Raw genomic sequence first — 16,952 nt, forward strand, 5'->3', positions numbered from 1 at the left:
GGAATAGCTCAGTTGGTAGAGCACGACCTTGCCAAGGTCGGGGTCGCGAGTTCGAGTCTCGTTTCCCGCTCCAATCGTCTCACCGGTTCCACGTTATCTTCGTCACAAAAAATCGAATCTGAATAGCCCTCGAGGGCTTTTTGTCGTCTGCGGATTCTTTAACTGTTTTCCTCTGTGTTCAGACCGTTATACACAAGCGGGTCTATGCGCTGTGGCGCGTGGTGTTGCCGCACCTGTAAACAGAGTTATCCACAGCTTTACGCCTACTGAACCACTGCAGAAAGTCAGCTTTTTATGCTGAACTTTGCCCGTGGAAGCCGCTAATCCTGCGTAATCACGGGATTTTCCTGTGCTGCATCACTAAAACTGGCCACTTGCCTGCGCGTCGGTTTACGCCCTGCTTTAAATTGTTATCCACATATCCCCAGTGTAAGAACGCCTTGCGGTGCATCCGTCAATCACGACTGTGATAATTAGTGATCCGTTTCGCGCCGATGCAGATTGGGTGTTGCATAGGTTGTGGCTAAGCGTAGGAATTATCGGCGGTGGCGTTGCAGAGAAAATTAAGCATCGCGTGGCAATCCTTTTTCGATGGCGCGCACCAGACGGCGCTGTTGGGTTGTCTGCACCGAACTGGCGTTGATGTTTTGTTCGGTTGCAGGTTGTACGCTAATGGCTAAGACACTGCGTTTTTGCCACTGTTCGTCCAGCGCCCACTGAATGTGCTCATCCACTAACTCATCTGCCCCTAAGCGACTTTGCAAGGCCAGCACGATGTCGGCCTGATACGGGGCGTTACCCAGCGCTACGGCCAGATTACGCAGCCAGCGGCGATGTCCGATTCGTCGAATCGGCGAGCCTTCGGTCAGACGCAAGAAGGTGGCTTCATCCCACTGCCATAGGGTTAGCAATTGCGGGGTGTGCAAATGCGCGCGCGGTGAAAAATCGGCTTCTTCGGTCAGCGGTGCGACTCGGCTCCACGGGCAGATTAGCTGGCAGTCATCACAGCCATAAATGCGGTTACCCAGCGCACGGCGCAGTTCGAGCGGAATAGCGCTGTCTGATTCGATGGTCAGGTAGCTGATACAGCGCCGTGCATCGACCACATAAGGCGCGACAATCGCGCCGGTCGGACAGGTGGTCATGCAGGCCACGCAGCGCCCGCACTCTTGCTCTACCTGTGTATCGACCGGCAGCGGCAAGTCCACCAATAACTCGCCCAAGAAAAACCATGAGCCTGCTTCACGATTAAGCAATAGTGAGTGTTTACCAACCCAGCCAAGGCCGGCATTGGCGGCCAGTGGCCGCTCCAAAATGGGGGCGGAGTCCACAAACGGGCGAAAGCCTAATGCGCCGACTTCGGCTTGGATTTTTTCGCCCAACTGTTTGAGACGCTGGCGCAATAATTTGTGGTAATCGCGCCCCAGCGCATAACGGCTGATGTAGCCGCTCAGCGGATCGCGCAGCACTTTGGCAAAATGGGCATCGGGCGGGAGATAATTCATCCGCACACTGATCACCCGTAGCGTACCGGGATGCAATTCGCTAGGGTGTGCGCGCATCATGCCGTGGCTCGCCATCCACCCCATCTCACCATGGTAGTGATTGTCCAGCCACGCTTGCAGGCGTGGCTCGTGTTCACGCAAGTCTGGCAGGCAAATGCCAACCTGCTGGAAACCTAGCGATTTACCCCATTGCTTGATAGATTGGGCCAACTGAACCAAATCAGGGGCCGCAGGCGTGGCGGATGATGATGTCATGGATAGATCAATTCGTTGTGAAGATGCAGCAGCACAGATAGCGTCCAGTTTACCACATTCCTTATACGATACCGCGTGGGTCCGTCGGGCCGAACAGCAGGCTGCGGCGGCGCAGGGGATCTCATTGTGGCAACTGATGCAGCGTGTGGGCGCCGCTGCATGGCAGTGGATTGCGCAGCATTACCCTGACCTGCGTAGTCTGGTGATTGTATGCGGCAACGGCAATAACGGCGGCGATGGATTGGTCTTGGCGGCGCTGGCTGCCCAAGCGGGTGTGCGCGTCAGTGTCTATATGCCCCCCTTTGCGGGGCAAACGCTGGTGCAACCGGCGCAGCAAGCATTGCAGGCGTGGTTGGCGCAAGGCGGTCATCTGCTGCATGATCTGGCGCGGTTAGACACCCAAGCCGATTTGGTGGTTGATGCACTGCTGGGCATTGGTGTGCGCGGCGCAGTGCGCCCTGAATTGGCCAAGGTTATCCGGTGGGTGAATACTCACTCTATGCCGGTGCTGGCGTTAGATATCCCGTCGGGGTTACAAGCCGACAGCGGCACGGTGGCCGGTGTTGCGGTGCGCGCCAAGGCCACGTTAACGCTGGTGGCGCTCAAACGTGGGCTGTTTACCGGTCAGGCGCGCGATTATACCGGCGCGGTGTATTATGCCGCGCTCGGGCTTGATGCGTGGCTGGCAACTCACTCTTCGCCATGGCTGCGCCTGTCGCACGCGGATTTAGCGCGCTATTTACCGGCGCGTAGGCCCTGTAGCCACAAAGGCGAACATGGCAAGGTGTTGGTGCTTGGCGGTGAGCTGGGCACCGGCGGCGCGGTGTGTTTGGCGGCAGAAGCGGCGCTGCGAAGCGGTGCTGGCTTGGTGCGGGTACTGACGCGCGCCGAACATGTACCGGTATTGCTCATCCGCTGCCCAGAAGTGATGGCGCACGTTTATACTCCTGTCGCGCTGCAAGAAGCGTTAGCGTGGGCGGACGTGATTGCGTGCGGACCGGGTTTAGGGCAAGGCCTCTGGGCGCAGGATATCGTGGCGGCGGTGCAGGCCGCGGGTAAACCAACGATCTGGGATGCGGATGCGCTGAATGTGCTGGCCTCCAATCCATTACGTTTTTTAGATCAAGCCAATCAAGCCGGCGCGCGCAGTGCGGGTACTGAGCCGCGTCATCGCGCTAACCATATACTGACCCCGCATCCAGGGGAGGCTGCGCGTCTGTTAGGCTGCTCAATTGCGGATATCGAACAAGACCGTTTTGCCGCTGTGCGCCAGTTACAACAGCGTTGGGGCGGCGTGGTGATCCTCAAAGGTGCCGGAACCTTAATTGCGAATCGGGAACATATTGCGCTAGCCGATGTCGGAAATCCGGGAATGGCTTCCGGTGGCAGCGGCGATGTTTTGTGTGGCATTTGTGCAGCGCTTTTGGCACAGACTCTCTGTATTTACGCGCGGCAATGCTATGATCTGCATAACGAAGCTACGGAAGGTACAGCTGATCCCTTACAGGATGCGGCTTGCGCGGCAGTATTACTGCATGGCGCGGCGGCTGACCAATGTGCGTTACAGGGAATGCGCGGAATGCTGGCCAGTGATTTATTACCGGTTCTGCGGCAGCTGGGGAATCCCAACCAGAAATAATCCAATCAGAATTAATAACCAATGACGATGAAATCTGTGTCTTTTGATTTGGCGGATGAAGCTGCCACCGTAGAGCTGGGACGCCGTCTGGCACTGCACTGTTCGCAGGCCACTGTGTTGTATCTGCATGGCGATTTAGGCGCCGGTAAAACCACTTTTTGCCGTGGTTTTCTGCAAGCCCTCGGCCATGCTGGCAATGTCAAAAGCCCGACCTACACACTGGTCGAACCGTATAACTTACCCCAGTGGGATGTGTACCACTTTGACTTGTATCGCCTCGCCGATCCGGAAGAGCTGGAGTTCATGGGGATCCGGGATTATTTCACCGAGCGCGCCTTGTGTCTGGTGGAATGGCCGCAACGTGGCGAAGGGTTCCTGCCGCCACCGGATCTGAGCCTGACTCTGCGTTATGACGGTGAAGGACGCCAAGCCCAGCTACAGGCCAACACGCCATACGGACAACAACTGGTTGAGCACCTGAGTGACGAATAAGGATGTGGATTAAACCTCGCTGGCCACTCGCTCTGGGGCTGTTGCTCTGGAGTATCGGCTTGCCGCTGTGGGCGGCAGTATTAACGGATATTGCGGTACGTGACGGCAGCGGCGGCAGCAATCAGGTGACCTTGAGCTTCTCCGGCAAACCCACTTATGGCTATTTCAGCTTGAGCGGGCCGGATCGGCTGGTGCTGGATCTGCGTAACACACGCAAAGAGATGAGTCTGCCGAAGCGCTATCGCGGCAAATTGGTGGAGACCATCCGCACCAGCACGCCGCCACAAGGCGGCACATTGCGTTTGGTGATGGAGTTATCGCAGCGGGTCAACGCCAAGGCGGTGACTGAATCGCGCGGTGGCAACAAATACCAAGTAGTGTTGACCATCAAGCCACAAAGCGGCAGTAGCCGCAGCAGCGCGACGACCAACAGCCGTCAGGAGCTGCGCAGCACGCCAGGGCGTAGCAGCGAGCGGATCGTGATCGCCATTGACCCCGGCCACGGTGGACAAGACCCCGGCGCGATCGGCAAAAATGGCCTGCGCGAAAAGCAGGTGACGATTGCGATTGCCACCAAATTGCGCGACTTACTTAACCGTGACGGTAACTTTAAAGCCGTGATGACCCGTGAGCGCGATTACTTTATTTCGGTGGGCGGACGCTCGGAGATTGCGCGCGGGAAAGATGCGCAGCTGCTGGTCTCTATCCACGCGGATGCGGCGCCCAATCGCAGTGCCAAAGGTGCCTCGGTGTGGGTGCTGTCTAACCGGCGCGCTAACTCTGAGATGGGGCGCTGGCTGGAAGATCATGAAAAGCAATCCGAATTACTCGGTGGGGCCGGTGAAGTGCTCTCCGGTAACAACAATGACCGCTATCTGAGTCAAACCGTACTGGATCTGCAGTTCGGACATTCGCAGCGTGTTGGCTACGATGTGGCGTCACGGGTACTGCGCGAGATGGGGCGGATTTCGCCACTGCACAAGCGTCGTCCAGAGCACGCGAGCCTCGGGGTATTGCGTTCGCCGGATATTCCGTCATTGCTGGTGGAAACCGGATTTATCTCCAACCCTACCGAAGAGCGCTTGTTAGGTAGCAGTTCGCACCAAACTAAAGTGGCGACCGCGATTTATCACGGGATCCGCAGTTACTACCGTGATCATCCGGCAGCGCGCAGTACTCCGGCGCCACAACCGCCAGCGCGGAGCAGCAGCGTCAGTCAGCCTGAGCCGGTACGCAGTAGTGCCAGTAGCAGTGCCAGCAGTAAAGCGCCGGTGGTCGATATTGATCAGCCAGGGCCGATTGTCGAAAAAGCGCCGGTTAAAGTGAGCAGTAGCGCGGCAAAAGCGCAGGTACACGTGGTGAAACGTGGGGAAACCCTGACCCGCATTGCCGAGCAGTATGATACCGATGTGGCGACTTTGAAGCGCTTGAACCGAATGAAGTCCGGTGAGCTGTTGGTCGGCCAGAAGTTGAAATTGCCATCAGCAGCCAGTAGCAGCTCGGCCGAGGTCACGGAGAGCCGTCCACGCCCACCGGTAGTCGATCAGCCTGAGCCGGTTGTCGACAGTCGTGCGGCGGCCAGTGCCACGAGCGTTCATACCGTCACGCGTGGTGAAACCTTACTGCGCATCGCGGAAAAATACGACACCACATTGGCTGAGCTGCGCAGCTTGAACAACCTCAAGCGCGATCAAGTCAATGTCGGGCAGAAACTGAAAGTGCCGTCCGGCAAAGCAGCCAGTGCACCGGTAAGCAGTAAATCGGCCGCTGACAGCAGTAAAGCGCCGTCGCGTGGCAAGTTAGAGGTGTATCAGGTGCAGCGTGGCGACACGCTGGGCAAGATTGCCGCGCGCTACGCCGTTTCGATGGAGACCATTAAATTTGCCAACCAAATGCACAATAATCAGGTGCAGGTCGGGCAAAAACTGAAGATCCCGTTAGATGGCGCGGCGCCAAAAGAGAGTGATCAAGACCACAGCAAGGCGAGCAGTAAGACCAAAGAAAGCGCGCGGCCAAGTCACCATAAGGTCAAAGCCGGTGAAACCTTATCTGGCATCGCTGATCGCTATGGCGTCGGTTTGTCGCAGCTGCGTAAATACAACCACCTGAAATCGGATCAGGTGAATGTCGGCCAGAGTCTGAAAATTCCGCAGGAGTAACTATGCCTATCCAGATCTTGCCTCCGCAATTAGCCAACCAGATCGCCGCCGGTGAAGTGGTTGAGCGCCCGTCGTCGGTGGTTAAAGAGCTGGTGGAAAACAGTCTGGATGCGGGAGCCACCCGCATTGAGATCGACATCGAAAAGGGCGGTGCTCGGCTGATCCGAATTCGTGATGACGGCTGTGGTATCGACAAAGAGCAACTGGCGCTGGCGTTGGCGCGCCATGCCACCAGTAAAATCAGCTCGCTCGACGATCTGGAAGCGATTGTCAGTCTCGGATTTCGCGGCGAAGCACTGGCCAGTATCAGTTCGGTATCGCGTCTGACGCTGACCTCACGTACCGCGGCGCAAAGCGAAGCGTGGCAGGCATACGCCGAAGGGCGAGATATGCAGGTAACGGTGAAACCGGCCGCTCATCCGGTGGGTACTACGCTGGAAGTGTTGGATCTGTTTTTCAACACCCCCGCGCGGCGCAAGTTTTTGCGTACCGAAAAGACCGAGCTGGCGCATATTGACGAGGTAGTACGCCGCATCGCCTTAGCGCGTTTTGATGTCAGCTTTATCTTGCGCCATAACGGCAAAGTGCTGCGCCAATATCGGGCCGCCGCGAATGCCGAGCAGCGTGAGCGCCGTTTAGCCGCGGTGTGTGGACAAGAGTTTTTGCAACATGCCCTCGCGGTGGAGTGGGAGCATGCCGACCTGAAAATCAGCGGTTGGGTGTGTACGCCGCAAGGCTCGCGGGCGCAAAATGACATGGCGTACAGCTATGTCAATGGCCGCATGATGCGCGATAAGCTGATCCATCATGCGATCCGGCAAGCGTACCAAACCTTGTTACAAGACTCTGAGCATCCGGCTTTTGTGCTGTATCTGGAGTTAGACCCGCATCAGGTGGATGTGAACGTGCATCCGGCTAAACATGAAGTGCGTTTCCATCAGGCGCGTCTGGTACATGATTTTATCTACCAAGCGGTGCTGACCGCGTTACAACATGCCAGCCCAGCGGCAACGGTTGCCTCTGATGCGGCTGACTTTGCCCGTGATGCTCTGCAAGATGCCACGCCGCGCGCCGCTGCCGGCAGCAGTGAGTTTACGGCGGTCAGTGCGTCGAGCGACTCTGCACCGAGAGACTATGTATCGAGAGAGCATGCACCGCGAGAATATACCGATACTCTACCGGCGCGTGTGGCGTCGGCAGAGGCTCATCCGGCGAGCGTGCGCGAGCGTAGCACTGGTTATGGTGCCCATGGTAGCTATACTGGCTCGTACGCTGGAGCGGCACCGGTGTCGCGCGAGCAGGCAGCGGCTTATGCTCGCCTGATGCAGCCTGCGCCAGTTGATACCGCAGACAGTGCAGCTGTATCGCAAACCGCCGCGACGTTGTTTCCGAGCGCGCCGTCTGCCGTGGCCACGACTGGGGCGGATCCCCGTTCAGATTCTGCCAATTCGGCAGGGGGTCATCCGGCGACCGCGGCTCAACGTCCAGAGCCGCGCCCAGAGGTGAATGATTGCCGAGCGCCGCAAGGCTCGCTGGGGCGAGCGCTGAGTGTGGTCAATGGCCGTTTTTTGTTGCTGGAGCAAAGCCAAGGGCTAGCCTTGTTATGCTTACCGCGCGCCGCCTTATGGCGCGTGCAGGCGCAGCTAACCCCAGAAGGACAGCCACTGAAAGCGCAGCCGCTGCTGATCCCCTTACAACTGACGCTCAGCGCTGAGCACGTGACCTGTATTCGTAGCCAGCAGGCGCTGTTGCAGCAGTTAGGGCTAGATTTACACAGCTCTGAGCGTAACAAAGTCTTGGTACGCGCAGTACCATTACCGCTACGGCATCACAACTTACAACAAATTATTCCGCATCTATTGAATAAACTCTGTGCTGACCCAACCATAGACATAGCGTTGCTGGTGGCGTGGTTGGCCGAACAACTCAAGGACGAGCAGGAGCGTTGGAGCTTGTCGCAGGCGGTGAGCCTGGTGGCGGATATCGAGCACTTGTGTGCCGAACGCGTGCGGCAGGAATACCAAACACTGATTAAACCTGTACAACTTGAGGCGGCGATGGCCGCATTTGACCATCATGACTAAATTACCACCAGCCCTCTTTTTGATGGGACCGACCGCATCAGGCAAAACTGAGCTGGCGATCCGTTTACGGCAACAGCTGCCGGTGGAAGTGATCAGTGTGGACTCCGCCCTGATCTATCGCGGTATGGATATCGGTACCGCTAAGCCGTCGGCTGACGAGCTGGCGCTGGCGCCACACCGTCTGATCGACATTCGCGATCCGGCGCAGGCTTATTCTGCCGCCGATTTTCGTGCCGATGCGCTGCGCGAAATGGCCGAGATCACTGCCGCGGGTAAGATCCCGCTGCTGGTTGGCGGCACTATGTTATATTTTAAAGCCCTGTTAGAAGGGTTATCGCCGTTACCGTCGGCCGATCCGGCGGTGCGGGCGGAGATCGAGCAAGCGGCCGCAACCCGTGGTTGGGCTGCCTTGCATGAAGATTTGCAACGTATTGATCCGGTCTCTGCGGCGCGGATCCATCCCAATGATCCGCAGCGTTTAAGTCGGGCATTGGAAGTTTTTGCCATTTCAGGTAAAACTTTAACAGAGCTGACGCAAATTCAGGGAGATCAACTCCCGTATCGCGTTCAGCAATTTGCAATTGCACCGGCAACGCGGGCGCAATTGCATGAACGTATCGCCATACGCTTTCAGAACATGCTGGAAGCAGGGTTTGAACAAGAAGTACGGAAGCTGTTCGAGCGCGGCGATCTTAATCCGGATCTGCCATCGATCCGGTGCGTGGGTTATCGGCAGATGTGGGAACATTTGCGTGGTGATTACGATGCACAGGAAATGGCATACCGGGGTATTTGTGCCACCCGCCAACTGGCGAAACGGCAGATGACATGGTTGCGAGGTTGGCCTGAAGTAACGTGGCTAGACAGTGATCAGCCACAAGAAGCGTTACAAATCGTTATCAAAGCTATTAGAGGTTGAATAATGGTTTGTGTACAATCTTCTATGCTCCCATGTGCACTATTAATTAATTGAATAATTGCTACAACAACAAACAAATAAGGAAAAGAGAAAATGGCTAAGGGGCAATCTCTGCAAGACCCGTTTTTGAACGCACTGCGCCGTGAGCGCGTTCCGGTTTCTATTTATCTGGTTAACGGTATCAAGCTGCAGGGCCAGATCGAATCTTTCGATCAGTTTGTGATCCTGCTGAAAAACACAGTCAGCCAGATGGTTTATAAGCATGCTATTTCAACGGTAGTTCCGGCTCGCCCTGTATCGCATCACAGCAACAGTGGCCACACCGGTACAGCTCATGCCGCGCAGGGTTCTACTCCAGCACCGCAAGAACTGACTGACACTGAATAATTCCGGCTTTAGGAGCCATTAGCTTGTTTGATCGTTATGAAGCTGGTGAACAGGCGATATTGGTGCACATCAATTTCCCGCAAGAGCGGGATGTAGAGGATCTCAGAGAGTTCGAGACTCTGGTATCCTCTGCGGGTGTTACGGCGGTGCAGGTGATCACCGGTAGCCGCCGTGCGCCGCATTCCAAGTATTTCGTCGGCGAAGGTAAAGCCGAAGAGATCGCGGCGGCGGTAGCCGCCACTGGTGCATCGGTCATCCTGTTTAACCACGCACTCTCTCCCGCCCAAGAACGTAACCTTGAAGGTTTGTGTCAATGCCGCGTCATTGATCGCACCGGTCTGATCCTGGATATTTTTGCCCAGCGCGCCCGTACTCACGAAGGTAAGTTGCAAGTTGAACTCGCTCAGCTACGCCACTTAGCCACACGTTTGGTACGCGGTTGGACACACCTGGAGCGACAAAAAGGCGGTATCGGTCTACGTGGGCCGGGGGAAACGCAACTGGAAACGGACCGTCGTCTGCTTAAAGAGCGGGTCCGTGTGATTTTGAGCCGATTGGAGAAAGTCGCTAAGCAGCGCCAGCAAGGACGTCGCGCACGAAACCGTGCCGAGATCCCTACGGTGTCGTTAGTTGGCTATACCAACGCCGGTAAATCGAGCCTGTTTAACACCATCACCGAAGCTGGGGTATACGCAGCGGATCAGCTGTTTGCTACGCTGGATCCGACGTTGCGCCGGATTGACGTAACCGATGTTGGACCGGTGGTATTGGCCGATACGGTGGGCTTTATCCGTCACTTGCCGCACGATCTGGTCTCCGCATTTAAAGCTACGCTACAAGAGACGCAGGAAGCTACACTGTTACTGCATGTGATTGATGCGGCCGACCCGCGGATCGATGATAACATTCAGGCCGTGGAGCATGTGCTGCACGAGATTGAGGCCGACGAAATTCCGGTCTTGCGCGTGATGAACAAAATTGACCTGATTGATGAGGTCGTACCGCGCATTGCCCGTAATGACGAAGGTGTGCCAACCCACGTCTGGGTGTCAGCCCATACCGGTGCCGGTATGGATTTGCTGTTTCAGGCGATCAGTGAATTACTGGCACAGGATATTGTGGAGTATCAGCTGCATCTGTCGCCGCGCCTGTGGCGTCTGCGCAGCCGTCTGTATCAGCTCGACGCGTTAGTGGATGAACGTATCGATGAGGAAGACGGAAGCCTGTGGTTAAATATCCGAATGCCGGCGGTAGACTGGCGTCGTTTATGCAAGCAGGAAACCGAGTTGGAAGCGACAATTCATACCGAGGTATCTGCTTAAATTGTAGTGCCTGACGGCACGTTTTAGTTAATGGAGTAAGAGATGGCGTGGAATCAGCCCGGTAACAACGGACAGGACCGCGACCCTTGGGGTAACCGCAGTGGTGGCCGCGATCAGGGTCCTCCGGATCTGGACGATGTATTCCGCAAGCTTGGCAAGAAATTAGGTGGCGGGAAGAACAACAACGATGACCCGAATAATCCGGGCAGCAGTCAGGGCTTTAAGTTCACCCCGCGTCTGGTGGGGCTGGCGGTAGCCGCTGCGGTCTTGGTATGGGGCGTCAGTGGGTTCTATACGATTAAAGAAGCCGAACGGGGCGTAGTCACCCGCTTGGGCAAATATGACCGTATTGTGCAGCCTGGCCTGAACTGGAAGCCAACCTTCATCGAATCGGTCACCCCGGTGAACGTGGAGGCGGTACGTGAGTTACCGGCATCGGGTTTCATGCTGACTCAGGACGAAAACGTGGTGCGCGTGGAAATGAACGTGCAGTACAAAGTCGCCGACCCGGCCAAATACCTGTTTAGCGTCAGCAACCCTGATGACAGCTTGCGTCAGGCTACTGACAGCGCCCTGCGTTATGTCGTCGGTCATACCAAGATGGATGAAGTGCTGACTCGAGGCCGTGCCAAGGTACGTCAAGATACTTGGGTGCTGCTGGATCAAATCATCGCGCCATACAACATGGGCTTGCAGGTGCTGGATGTGAACTTCCAGTCAGCGCGTCCGCCAGAAGAAGTGAAAGAAGCTTTCGATGACGCTATCGCGGCGCAAGAAGATGAACAGCGTTTCATCCGTGAAGCGGAAGCCTATGCGCGTGAAGTTGAGCCAAAAGCGCGTGGTAACGTGAAGCGGGTTGAAGAAGAAGCACAAGCTTATAAAGAGCGTGTGATTCTGGAAGCCAAGGGTGATGCGGATCGCTTCAATGCACTGCTGCCAGAGTATCAGGCGGCGCCTAAGGTAACCCGTGAGCGTATGTACCTCGATACCATGGAAAAAGTGTTGAGCAACAGCAACAAGGTGCTGGTGGATACCAATGCCAATAACGTGCTGATGCTGCCAACGGATTCCCTGATGAAGAAAGACGGTGCTCAAAGTGCAGCCGATGCTGCTGCTGCCGCCGTCAGCGTCCCGTCGTTGAACGAGATCGGCCGTAACTCCGGTACTTACAACAGCACCGAAGGACAAGGACAAGACAGCCGAACCAACGTCAACAGCCAAGACCGTCAGGGGAGATTCTAAGCATGAAGAAGTTTATCATCCCGGCGGTCATTGTGGCCGTGCTGTTGGGCTCCTCCTCACTGTTTGTGGTGAAAGAGGGCGAGCGCGGGATCGTGCTGCGCTTTGGCAAGGTCAAGCGTGATGGGCAAGATGTGGTGCAGGTGTATAACCCAGGCCTGCATCTGAAGATGCCGTTTATCGATAGCGTGAAACTGCTCGATGCGCGGGTACAAACCATGGACGATCAAGCCGATCGTTTCGTGACCGCGGAGAAAAAAGATCTGATCGTCGACTCTTACGTCAAATGGCGGATCAAAGATTTTGGCCGTTACTATCTGGCGACCGGCGGCGGCAACATGCTGCAAGCGGAAGCGCTGTTGAAACGCAAAATCAGCGACCGTCTGCGTTCGGAAATCGGTAGCCGTACCATTAAGGATATCGTTTCTGGATCACGTGGCGAGTTGATGGATGATGCGCGTACAGCGCTGAATACTGGCGCTGACAGCACCGCAGATCTGGGTATTGAGGTGGTGGACGTGCGGGTGAAGCAAATTAACCTGCCGGCTGAAGTCTCTAACTCCATCTATCAGCGGATGCGTGCGGAGCGTACTGCCGTGGCGCGTGAACACCGTTCACAGGGCCGCGAGCAGGCTGAGATCATTCGCGCCGATGTGGATCGCCGAGTCACCGTTATGCAAGCCGAAGCGGAAAGTAAATCCCGTACGCTGCGCGGTCAAGGTGATGCTACTGCAGCCAAGATCTATGCTGATGCGTATAGCAAAGATCCGGAGTTCTACTCTTTCATTCGTAGCTTGAAAGCGTATGAAAACAGCTTCCGTGGCAAGCAAGATCTGCTGGTGATCAAGCCAGGCAGTGACTTCTTCCAATATATGCAGTCACCGCAGCCACAGCCGCAAAAATAAGCCATAATACGGCGCGTAACAGGGGGACAAGATCGCAGGATCTTGTCCTTTTTTATGTCTCTTTTTTAGCGCTTATGGGTCACCGATTGAGATGGGGTGGCCGGTAGGCAGGAGCCTTGAGCAATGAATCAAAGTATCTGGTTGGCCTTGGGTTTAGTGCTGATTATCGAAGGCTTAGGGCCGATGTTATGGCCAGAGCGCTGGCGTAGCATGGTGACCCAGCTGGCGGCCCAGCCGCAGACCATGTTGCGCCGTATTGGTGGCGCGCTGGTGGTGGCTGGTGTGGTCATTTATGTGATGTGCAGCCGTTGAGTACTGCGCGGCTGCGGTGATGGCCGTGCGCGATTACGGGGCGACAAAACATTGTGCAAAAACGCGGAAGCGGTATTTTAATGCTGGATACCGGTTTTCAGTTTGGTAAACTTCTCTTTTAACTGCAGGTGAATAAAGAACCATGGGCAAAAACGTTGTTGTACTCGGCACCCAGTGGGGTGATGAAGGGAAAGGTAAGGTCGTTGACCTGCTGACCGAAAAAGCACAATACGTGGTCCGCTATCAGGGCGGTCACAATGCAGGCCATACTCTGGTAATTGACGGTGAAAAAACCGTACTGCATCTGATCCCGTCTGGGATCCTGCGTGAGAACGTGAAAAGTATTATCGGCAACGGCGTGGTGCTGGCACCGGATGCGCTGATGCGTGAAATGAAAGAGCTGGAAGCGCGCGGTATTCCTGTGCGTGAGCGTCTGCTGCTGTCTGAAGCCTGCCCACTGATCCTGCCATACCACGTGGCACTGGACATGGCGCGTGAGAAAGCGCGTGGTGCGAAAGCTATCGGTACCACCGGTCGTGGTATCGGCCCAGCGTACGAAGATAAAGTGGCGCGTCGTGGCCTGCGTGTTGGCGATCTGTTCGACAAAGAAAGCTTTGCCGCCAAACTGAAAGACGTGGTGGAATACCACAACTTCCAACTGGTGAACCTGTACAAGGTTGAGCCAATTGATTACCAGACCGTGCTGGATGATGTGATGGCGATTGCTGACATCCTGACCAGCATGGTGGTGGATGTCACCGATCTGCTGGAAAAAGCGCGTAAGAACGGTGAATTCATCATGTTCGAAGGGGCGCAAGGCACCCTGCTGGACATCGACCACGGTACCTATCCGTACGTGACCTCTTCCAACACTACCGCTGGTGGCGTGGCGACCGGCTCTGGCTTCGGTCCGCGTTATCTGGACTACGTGATGGGGATTGTGAAAGCGTACACCACCCGTGTGGGCGCCGGTCCATTCCCAACTGAGCTGTTTGATGACGTGGGCGAGTACCTGTGCAAGCAGGGTAACGAGTTTGGTGCTACCACCGGTCGTCGTCGTCGTTGCGGTTGGTTCGATGCTGTTGCGGTACGCCGTGCTGCTGCGCTGAACTCCATGTCCGGTTTCTGTCTGACCAAGTTGGACGTGCTGGATGGCCTGAAAGAAGTGAAGATCTGTACTGCCTACCGCATGCCAGATGGCCGTGTGACCGACATTCCTCCAATGGCTGCTGAAGGCTGGGAAGGTATCGAGCCAGTCTACGAAACCATGCCAGGTTGGAGCGAGAGCACCTTTGGTGCTACTTCCGTTGAGCAGCTGCCACAGGCCGCGCGTGATTACATCCGCCGTCTGGAAGAGCTGACTGAAGTGCCAGTCGACATCATTTCCACCGGTCCGGATCGTAACCAGACCATGATCCTGCGCCATCCATTCGCAGAATAATCATCCGTTCACAGAATAGAATGTTGGTGGTTTGCTCCGCGCTGTAACGGGCACGGCAAAACAGACTGCCTGGTTTCCAAGCCGACCTTCGGGTCGGCTTGTTGCGTTTTAGGGGCAGGTGAATTGCGCGCCCGTTCAGTAAAGTTTGGCGTGTAGTGGCCGATACAAGCAAAGAGTAACAGTGACGGGATCAGATCATGAAACGCAGGTGGTTAGCGTGGTTGTGGCCAGCAGGTTTGCTGCTGAGCACGGCAGTGTATGCCGATGGTGGTTCACCGGTTGAGGTGTATCAGCAAGAGGCATTACTGCGTGAAATTGACAGTGAGCAGCACTTGAAACAGGTGCAGGCCGACCAGTGCCAGCTGGTGCAGGATATCGAGCTGCGCGCGCGTCAGGCCGAATACCCCGCTTACCAGTTCTTGTGGGGCGACATGCTGACCGAAGGGGTATGCATCCCACAAAACCCCGAATTAGGCGTTTATTACTTGCGCCAAGCGGCGCAGCAAGCGCTGCCGGCTGCGTTCTTGCGTTTGGGACAATTGTACCGACAGGGGCGCTTTGTGCAGGCCGACGCCGATAAAGCGGTGCGTTTTTTCCGCGAAGCGGCAAGTTTAGGCAATACTCATGCGCGTATTGAACTTGCGCAAATGCTGGTGGCCAATCAGGGCAGTCCGCTCGATTATGAAGATACCTATCGCTGGCTGTCGGAAACCATCGTACAAGCCCCAGCGCAGCATCAGCTGATCAGCCGTCTGCGCGCTGCCTTAGCTGCTCGAATGCCGGCCAACGCGGTACAGCGCGCGACCCGCCAGAACGGTTTTTGGTGAGCGCTCTACGAGCAATGCCGAGATAAAACAACGGGAAGCATGTCGCTTCCCGTTTTGTTTACTGCGGTTGTCGTGCGTAGTGTGTTGTCGCCACCGTGGTCACGTTGCGTTACAGCACCTTGTGCGGGCCAAAACACTCGTAATGCATGCGTTCTTCTGGCACGCCCCATTGCTGCAGTTGCGCCGCCACATGCTGCATAAAGCCCAGTGGACCGCAGAAATAGTAGTGCATCTGTGCTTGATCCAGTGTTGCGCGCAGCGGTTGCAGATCCATTAAGCCCTGATGCTGATAATCTTCCGCCTGACGATCGCTGGCCAGTGGCTCACGTAGCCAGACATGGTGGGAAAAGCCGTGCGTGTGGCATAGGGCGCGACTTTCGTCATTGAACGCCAATTGGGCACCGTTTTCCGCCGCATGTAGCCAGTGCACCGGTTGCTGATGACCACGTGCCGCCAGATGCTGCAACATGCTCAGCATCGGCGTTTGTCCGACACCGGCCGAGAGCAAGCACACTGGCGTGTCACTCTGCGCCGGCAGGAAAAAGTCGCCGTATGGCGGCGCGACGTCGATACAGTCGCCTTCTTGCGCCTGATCATGCAGATAATTGGAGACCACGCCGCCTGGCTCACGCTTGACCGCGATGCGGTAATCGCGGCCATTTGGCGCTGCCGACAGCGAATACTGGCGGATCTCGCGGTAAGTAAACGATTCTGGCTGCAGATAAATCCCCAGATACTGACCTGGCAGGAAATCTACCACCGGCAGGCCATCAACCGGCGTCAGCACCAAGCTGGTGATCACGTCACTTTCAGCTTGTTTACAGCTGATCCGAAACGTCCGGGTACCCTGCCAGCCGCCTTGCGCGGTGGTGCGCTCGGCATAAATGGCGCTTTCGCGCTGGATAAAGATATCGGCCAGCAGCTGATAGGCCGCACCCCACGCATCCAATACCTCTTGGCCAGGATTGAGCAGCTCGCGGATGGTGGCCAGCAGATGCTCGCCAACAATCTGGTATTGCGCCGGTTGAATGTTGAAACTGGCATGCTTTTGCGCGATTTTCTCTACCGCAGGCAGCAGGGCGGCCAGATTATCGATATTATTGGCATAGGCCACAATCGCATTGAACAGCGCTTCACGTTGGCGACCACTGGATTGGTGCGCCATGTTGAAGATATTTTGCAATTCAGGATTGTGAGCAAACATGCGATCATAGAAGTGTGCCGTCAGGGCTGGGCCGGTGGCCGCCACGGCGGGCGCGGTAGCTTTGATGGTAGCGATGATGTTGGGATCTAACATAACGTCTGTCTCTGCAGGTGTCGTTTATTGAAGCTAATTAATGAAGGTATAGTTATAATGCAACTTACGCTGGGTAAGTTGTATATTAAATATATCTTTAAGGTCAATCATTATCCGCAGAAACGGGGCAACTTTGTGCGCCGGTTAACATGCGTTTGCCGCAGGAGAA

The 16,952-nt window shown here is 56.0% G+C and carries 13 protein-coding genes and 2 pseudogenes; 13 read left to right on the forward strand and 2 right to left on the reverse strand.

The window, feature by feature from the left end; translation table 11 throughout:
* Positions 1 to 563 precede the first annotated feature (563 nt).
* Positions 564 to 1,760 carry a tRNA epoxyqueuosine(34) reductase QueG gene (queG, locus tag L975_RS00865; protein ID WP_047706691.1) on the reverse strand — a complete coding sequence of 399 codons (1,197 nt, stop codon included), beginning with the start codon at positions 1,758 to 1,760 and terminating at the stop codon, positions 564 to 566.
* Between queG and L975_RS00870 the strand changes: the two genes are divergently transcribed.
* The 13 genes and pseudogenes from L975_RS00870 to L975_RS00925 all read left to right on the forward strand — a co-directional run bounded on the left by L975_RS00870 (position 1,759) and on the right by L975_RS00925 (position 15,486).
* Positions 1,759 to 3,399 carry a bifunctional ADP-dependent NAD(P)H-hydrate dehydratase/NAD(P)H-hydrate epimerase gene (locus tag L975_RS00870; protein WP_052181182.1) on the forward strand — a complete coding sequence of 547 codons (1,641 nt, stop codon included), beginning with the start codon at positions 1,759 to 1,761 and terminating at the stop codon, positions 3,397 to 3,399. The two genes, queG and L975_RS00870, sit on opposite strands and share 2 nt — an antisense overlap.
* A 27-nt stretch (positions 3,400 to 3,426) precedes the next feature.
* On the forward strand, positions 3,427 to 3,891 hold the full coding sequence (gene tsaE / locus L975_RS00875; RefSeq protein ID WP_010864777.1) for a tRNA (adenosine(37)-N6)-threonylcarbamoyltransferase complex ATPase subunit type 1 TsaE: 465 nt from the start codon (positions 3,427 to 3,429) through the stop codon (positions 3,889 to 3,891).
* 2 nt (positions 3,892 to 3,893) lie between these two features.
* Positions 3,894 to 5,621, forward strand: a pseudogene (locus tag L975_RS18665) (N-acetylmuramoyl-L-alanine amidase); the annotation flags it as partial.
* A gap of 90 nt (positions 5,622 to 5,711) precedes the next feature.
* Positions 5,712 to 6,050 (forward strand): annotated as a pseudogene (locus L975_RS18670) (LysM peptidoglycan-binding domain-containing protein); the annotation flags it as partial.
* Positions 6,051 to 6,052: 2 nt separating this feature from the next.
* Positions 6,053 to 8,134 (forward strand): DNA mismatch repair endonuclease MutL, encoded by a 2,082-nt coding sequence (gene mutL / locus L975_RS00885; RefSeq protein ID WP_047706692.1) that lies wholly within the window; start codon positions 6,053 to 6,055, stop codon positions 8,132 to 8,134.
* Positions 8,127 to 9,053: a tRNA (adenosine(37)-N6)-dimethylallyltransferase MiaA gene (gene miaA, locus L975_RS00890; protein WP_047706694.1), complete on the forward strand. Its 927-nt coding sequence runs from the start codon at positions 8,127 to 8,129 to the stop codon at positions 9,051 to 9,053. Before mutL ends, miaA begins: the two co-directional genes overlap by 8 nt.
* Before the next feature lie 93 nt (positions 9,054 to 9,146).
* Complete coding sequence (gene hfq, locus L975_RS00895) at positions 9,147 to 9,440, forward strand: RNA chaperone Hfq (RefSeq protein WP_010864772.1); 294 nt, start codon at positions 9,147 to 9,149, stop codon at positions 9,438 to 9,440.
* A 23-nt stretch (positions 9,441 to 9,463) separates the two neighbouring features.
* Complete coding sequence (gene hflX, locus L975_RS00900) at positions 9,464 to 10,762, forward strand: ribosome rescue GTPase HflX (RefSeq protein ID WP_010864771.1); 1,299 nt, start codon at positions 9,464 to 9,466, stop codon at positions 10,760 to 10,762.
* Between the two features lie 42 nt (positions 10,763 to 10,804).
* The gene (gene hflK / locus L975_RS00905; protein WP_010864770.1) at positions 10,805 to 12,004 is read left to right on the forward strand and encodes an FtsH protease activity modulator HflK; all 1,200 of its coding nucleotides are present in this window, start codon (positions 10,805 to 10,807) and stop codon (positions 12,002 to 12,004) included.
* 2 nt (positions 12,005 to 12,006) lie between these two features.
* Positions 12,007 to 12,906, forward strand: a complete 900-nt coding sequence (gene hflC / locus L975_RS00910; RefSeq protein ID WP_010864769.1) for a protease modulator HflC — start codon at positions 12,007 to 12,009, stop codon at positions 12,904 to 12,906.
* A gap of 123 nt (positions 12,907 to 13,029) precedes the next feature.
* Positions 13,030 to 13,218, forward strand: coding sequence for a DUF2065 domain-containing protein (locus tag L975_RS00915; protein ID WP_010864768.1), 189 nt, complete (start codon positions 13,030 to 13,032; stop codon positions 13,216 to 13,218).
* A 142-nt stretch (positions 13,219 to 13,360) separates the two neighbouring features.
* A complete protein-coding gene (locus tag L975_RS00920) occupies positions 13,361 to 14,659 on the forward strand; it encodes an adenylosuccinate synthase (RefSeq protein WP_047706696.1) in 1,299 nt (432 codons plus the stop codon).
* 197 nt (positions 14,660 to 14,856) lie between these two features.
* The gene (locus tag L975_RS00925) at positions 14,857 to 15,486 is read left to right on the forward strand and encodes a tetratricopeptide repeat protein (protein WP_039045740.1); all 630 of its coding nucleotides are present in this window, start codon (positions 14,857 to 14,859) and stop codon (positions 15,484 to 15,486) included.
* 109 nt (positions 15,487 to 15,595) lie between these two features.
* Here L975_RS00925 and hmpA read toward each other — a convergent pair whose 3' ends face one another.
* Complete coding sequence (hmpA, locus tag L975_RS00930; RefSeq protein ID WP_047706698.1) at positions 15,596 to 16,783, reverse strand: NO-inducible flavohemoprotein; 1,188 nt, start codon at positions 16,781 to 16,783, stop codon at positions 15,596 to 15,598.
* Positions 16,784 to 16,952: the final 169 nt, after the last annotated feature.

Origin of the sequence: Plesiomonas sp. ZOR0011 (assembly GCF_000800945.1) — a bacterium.
GTDB lineage: Bacteria > Pseudomonadota > Gammaproteobacteria > Enterobacterales > CAMTGL01 > Plesiomonas > Plesiomonas shigelloides.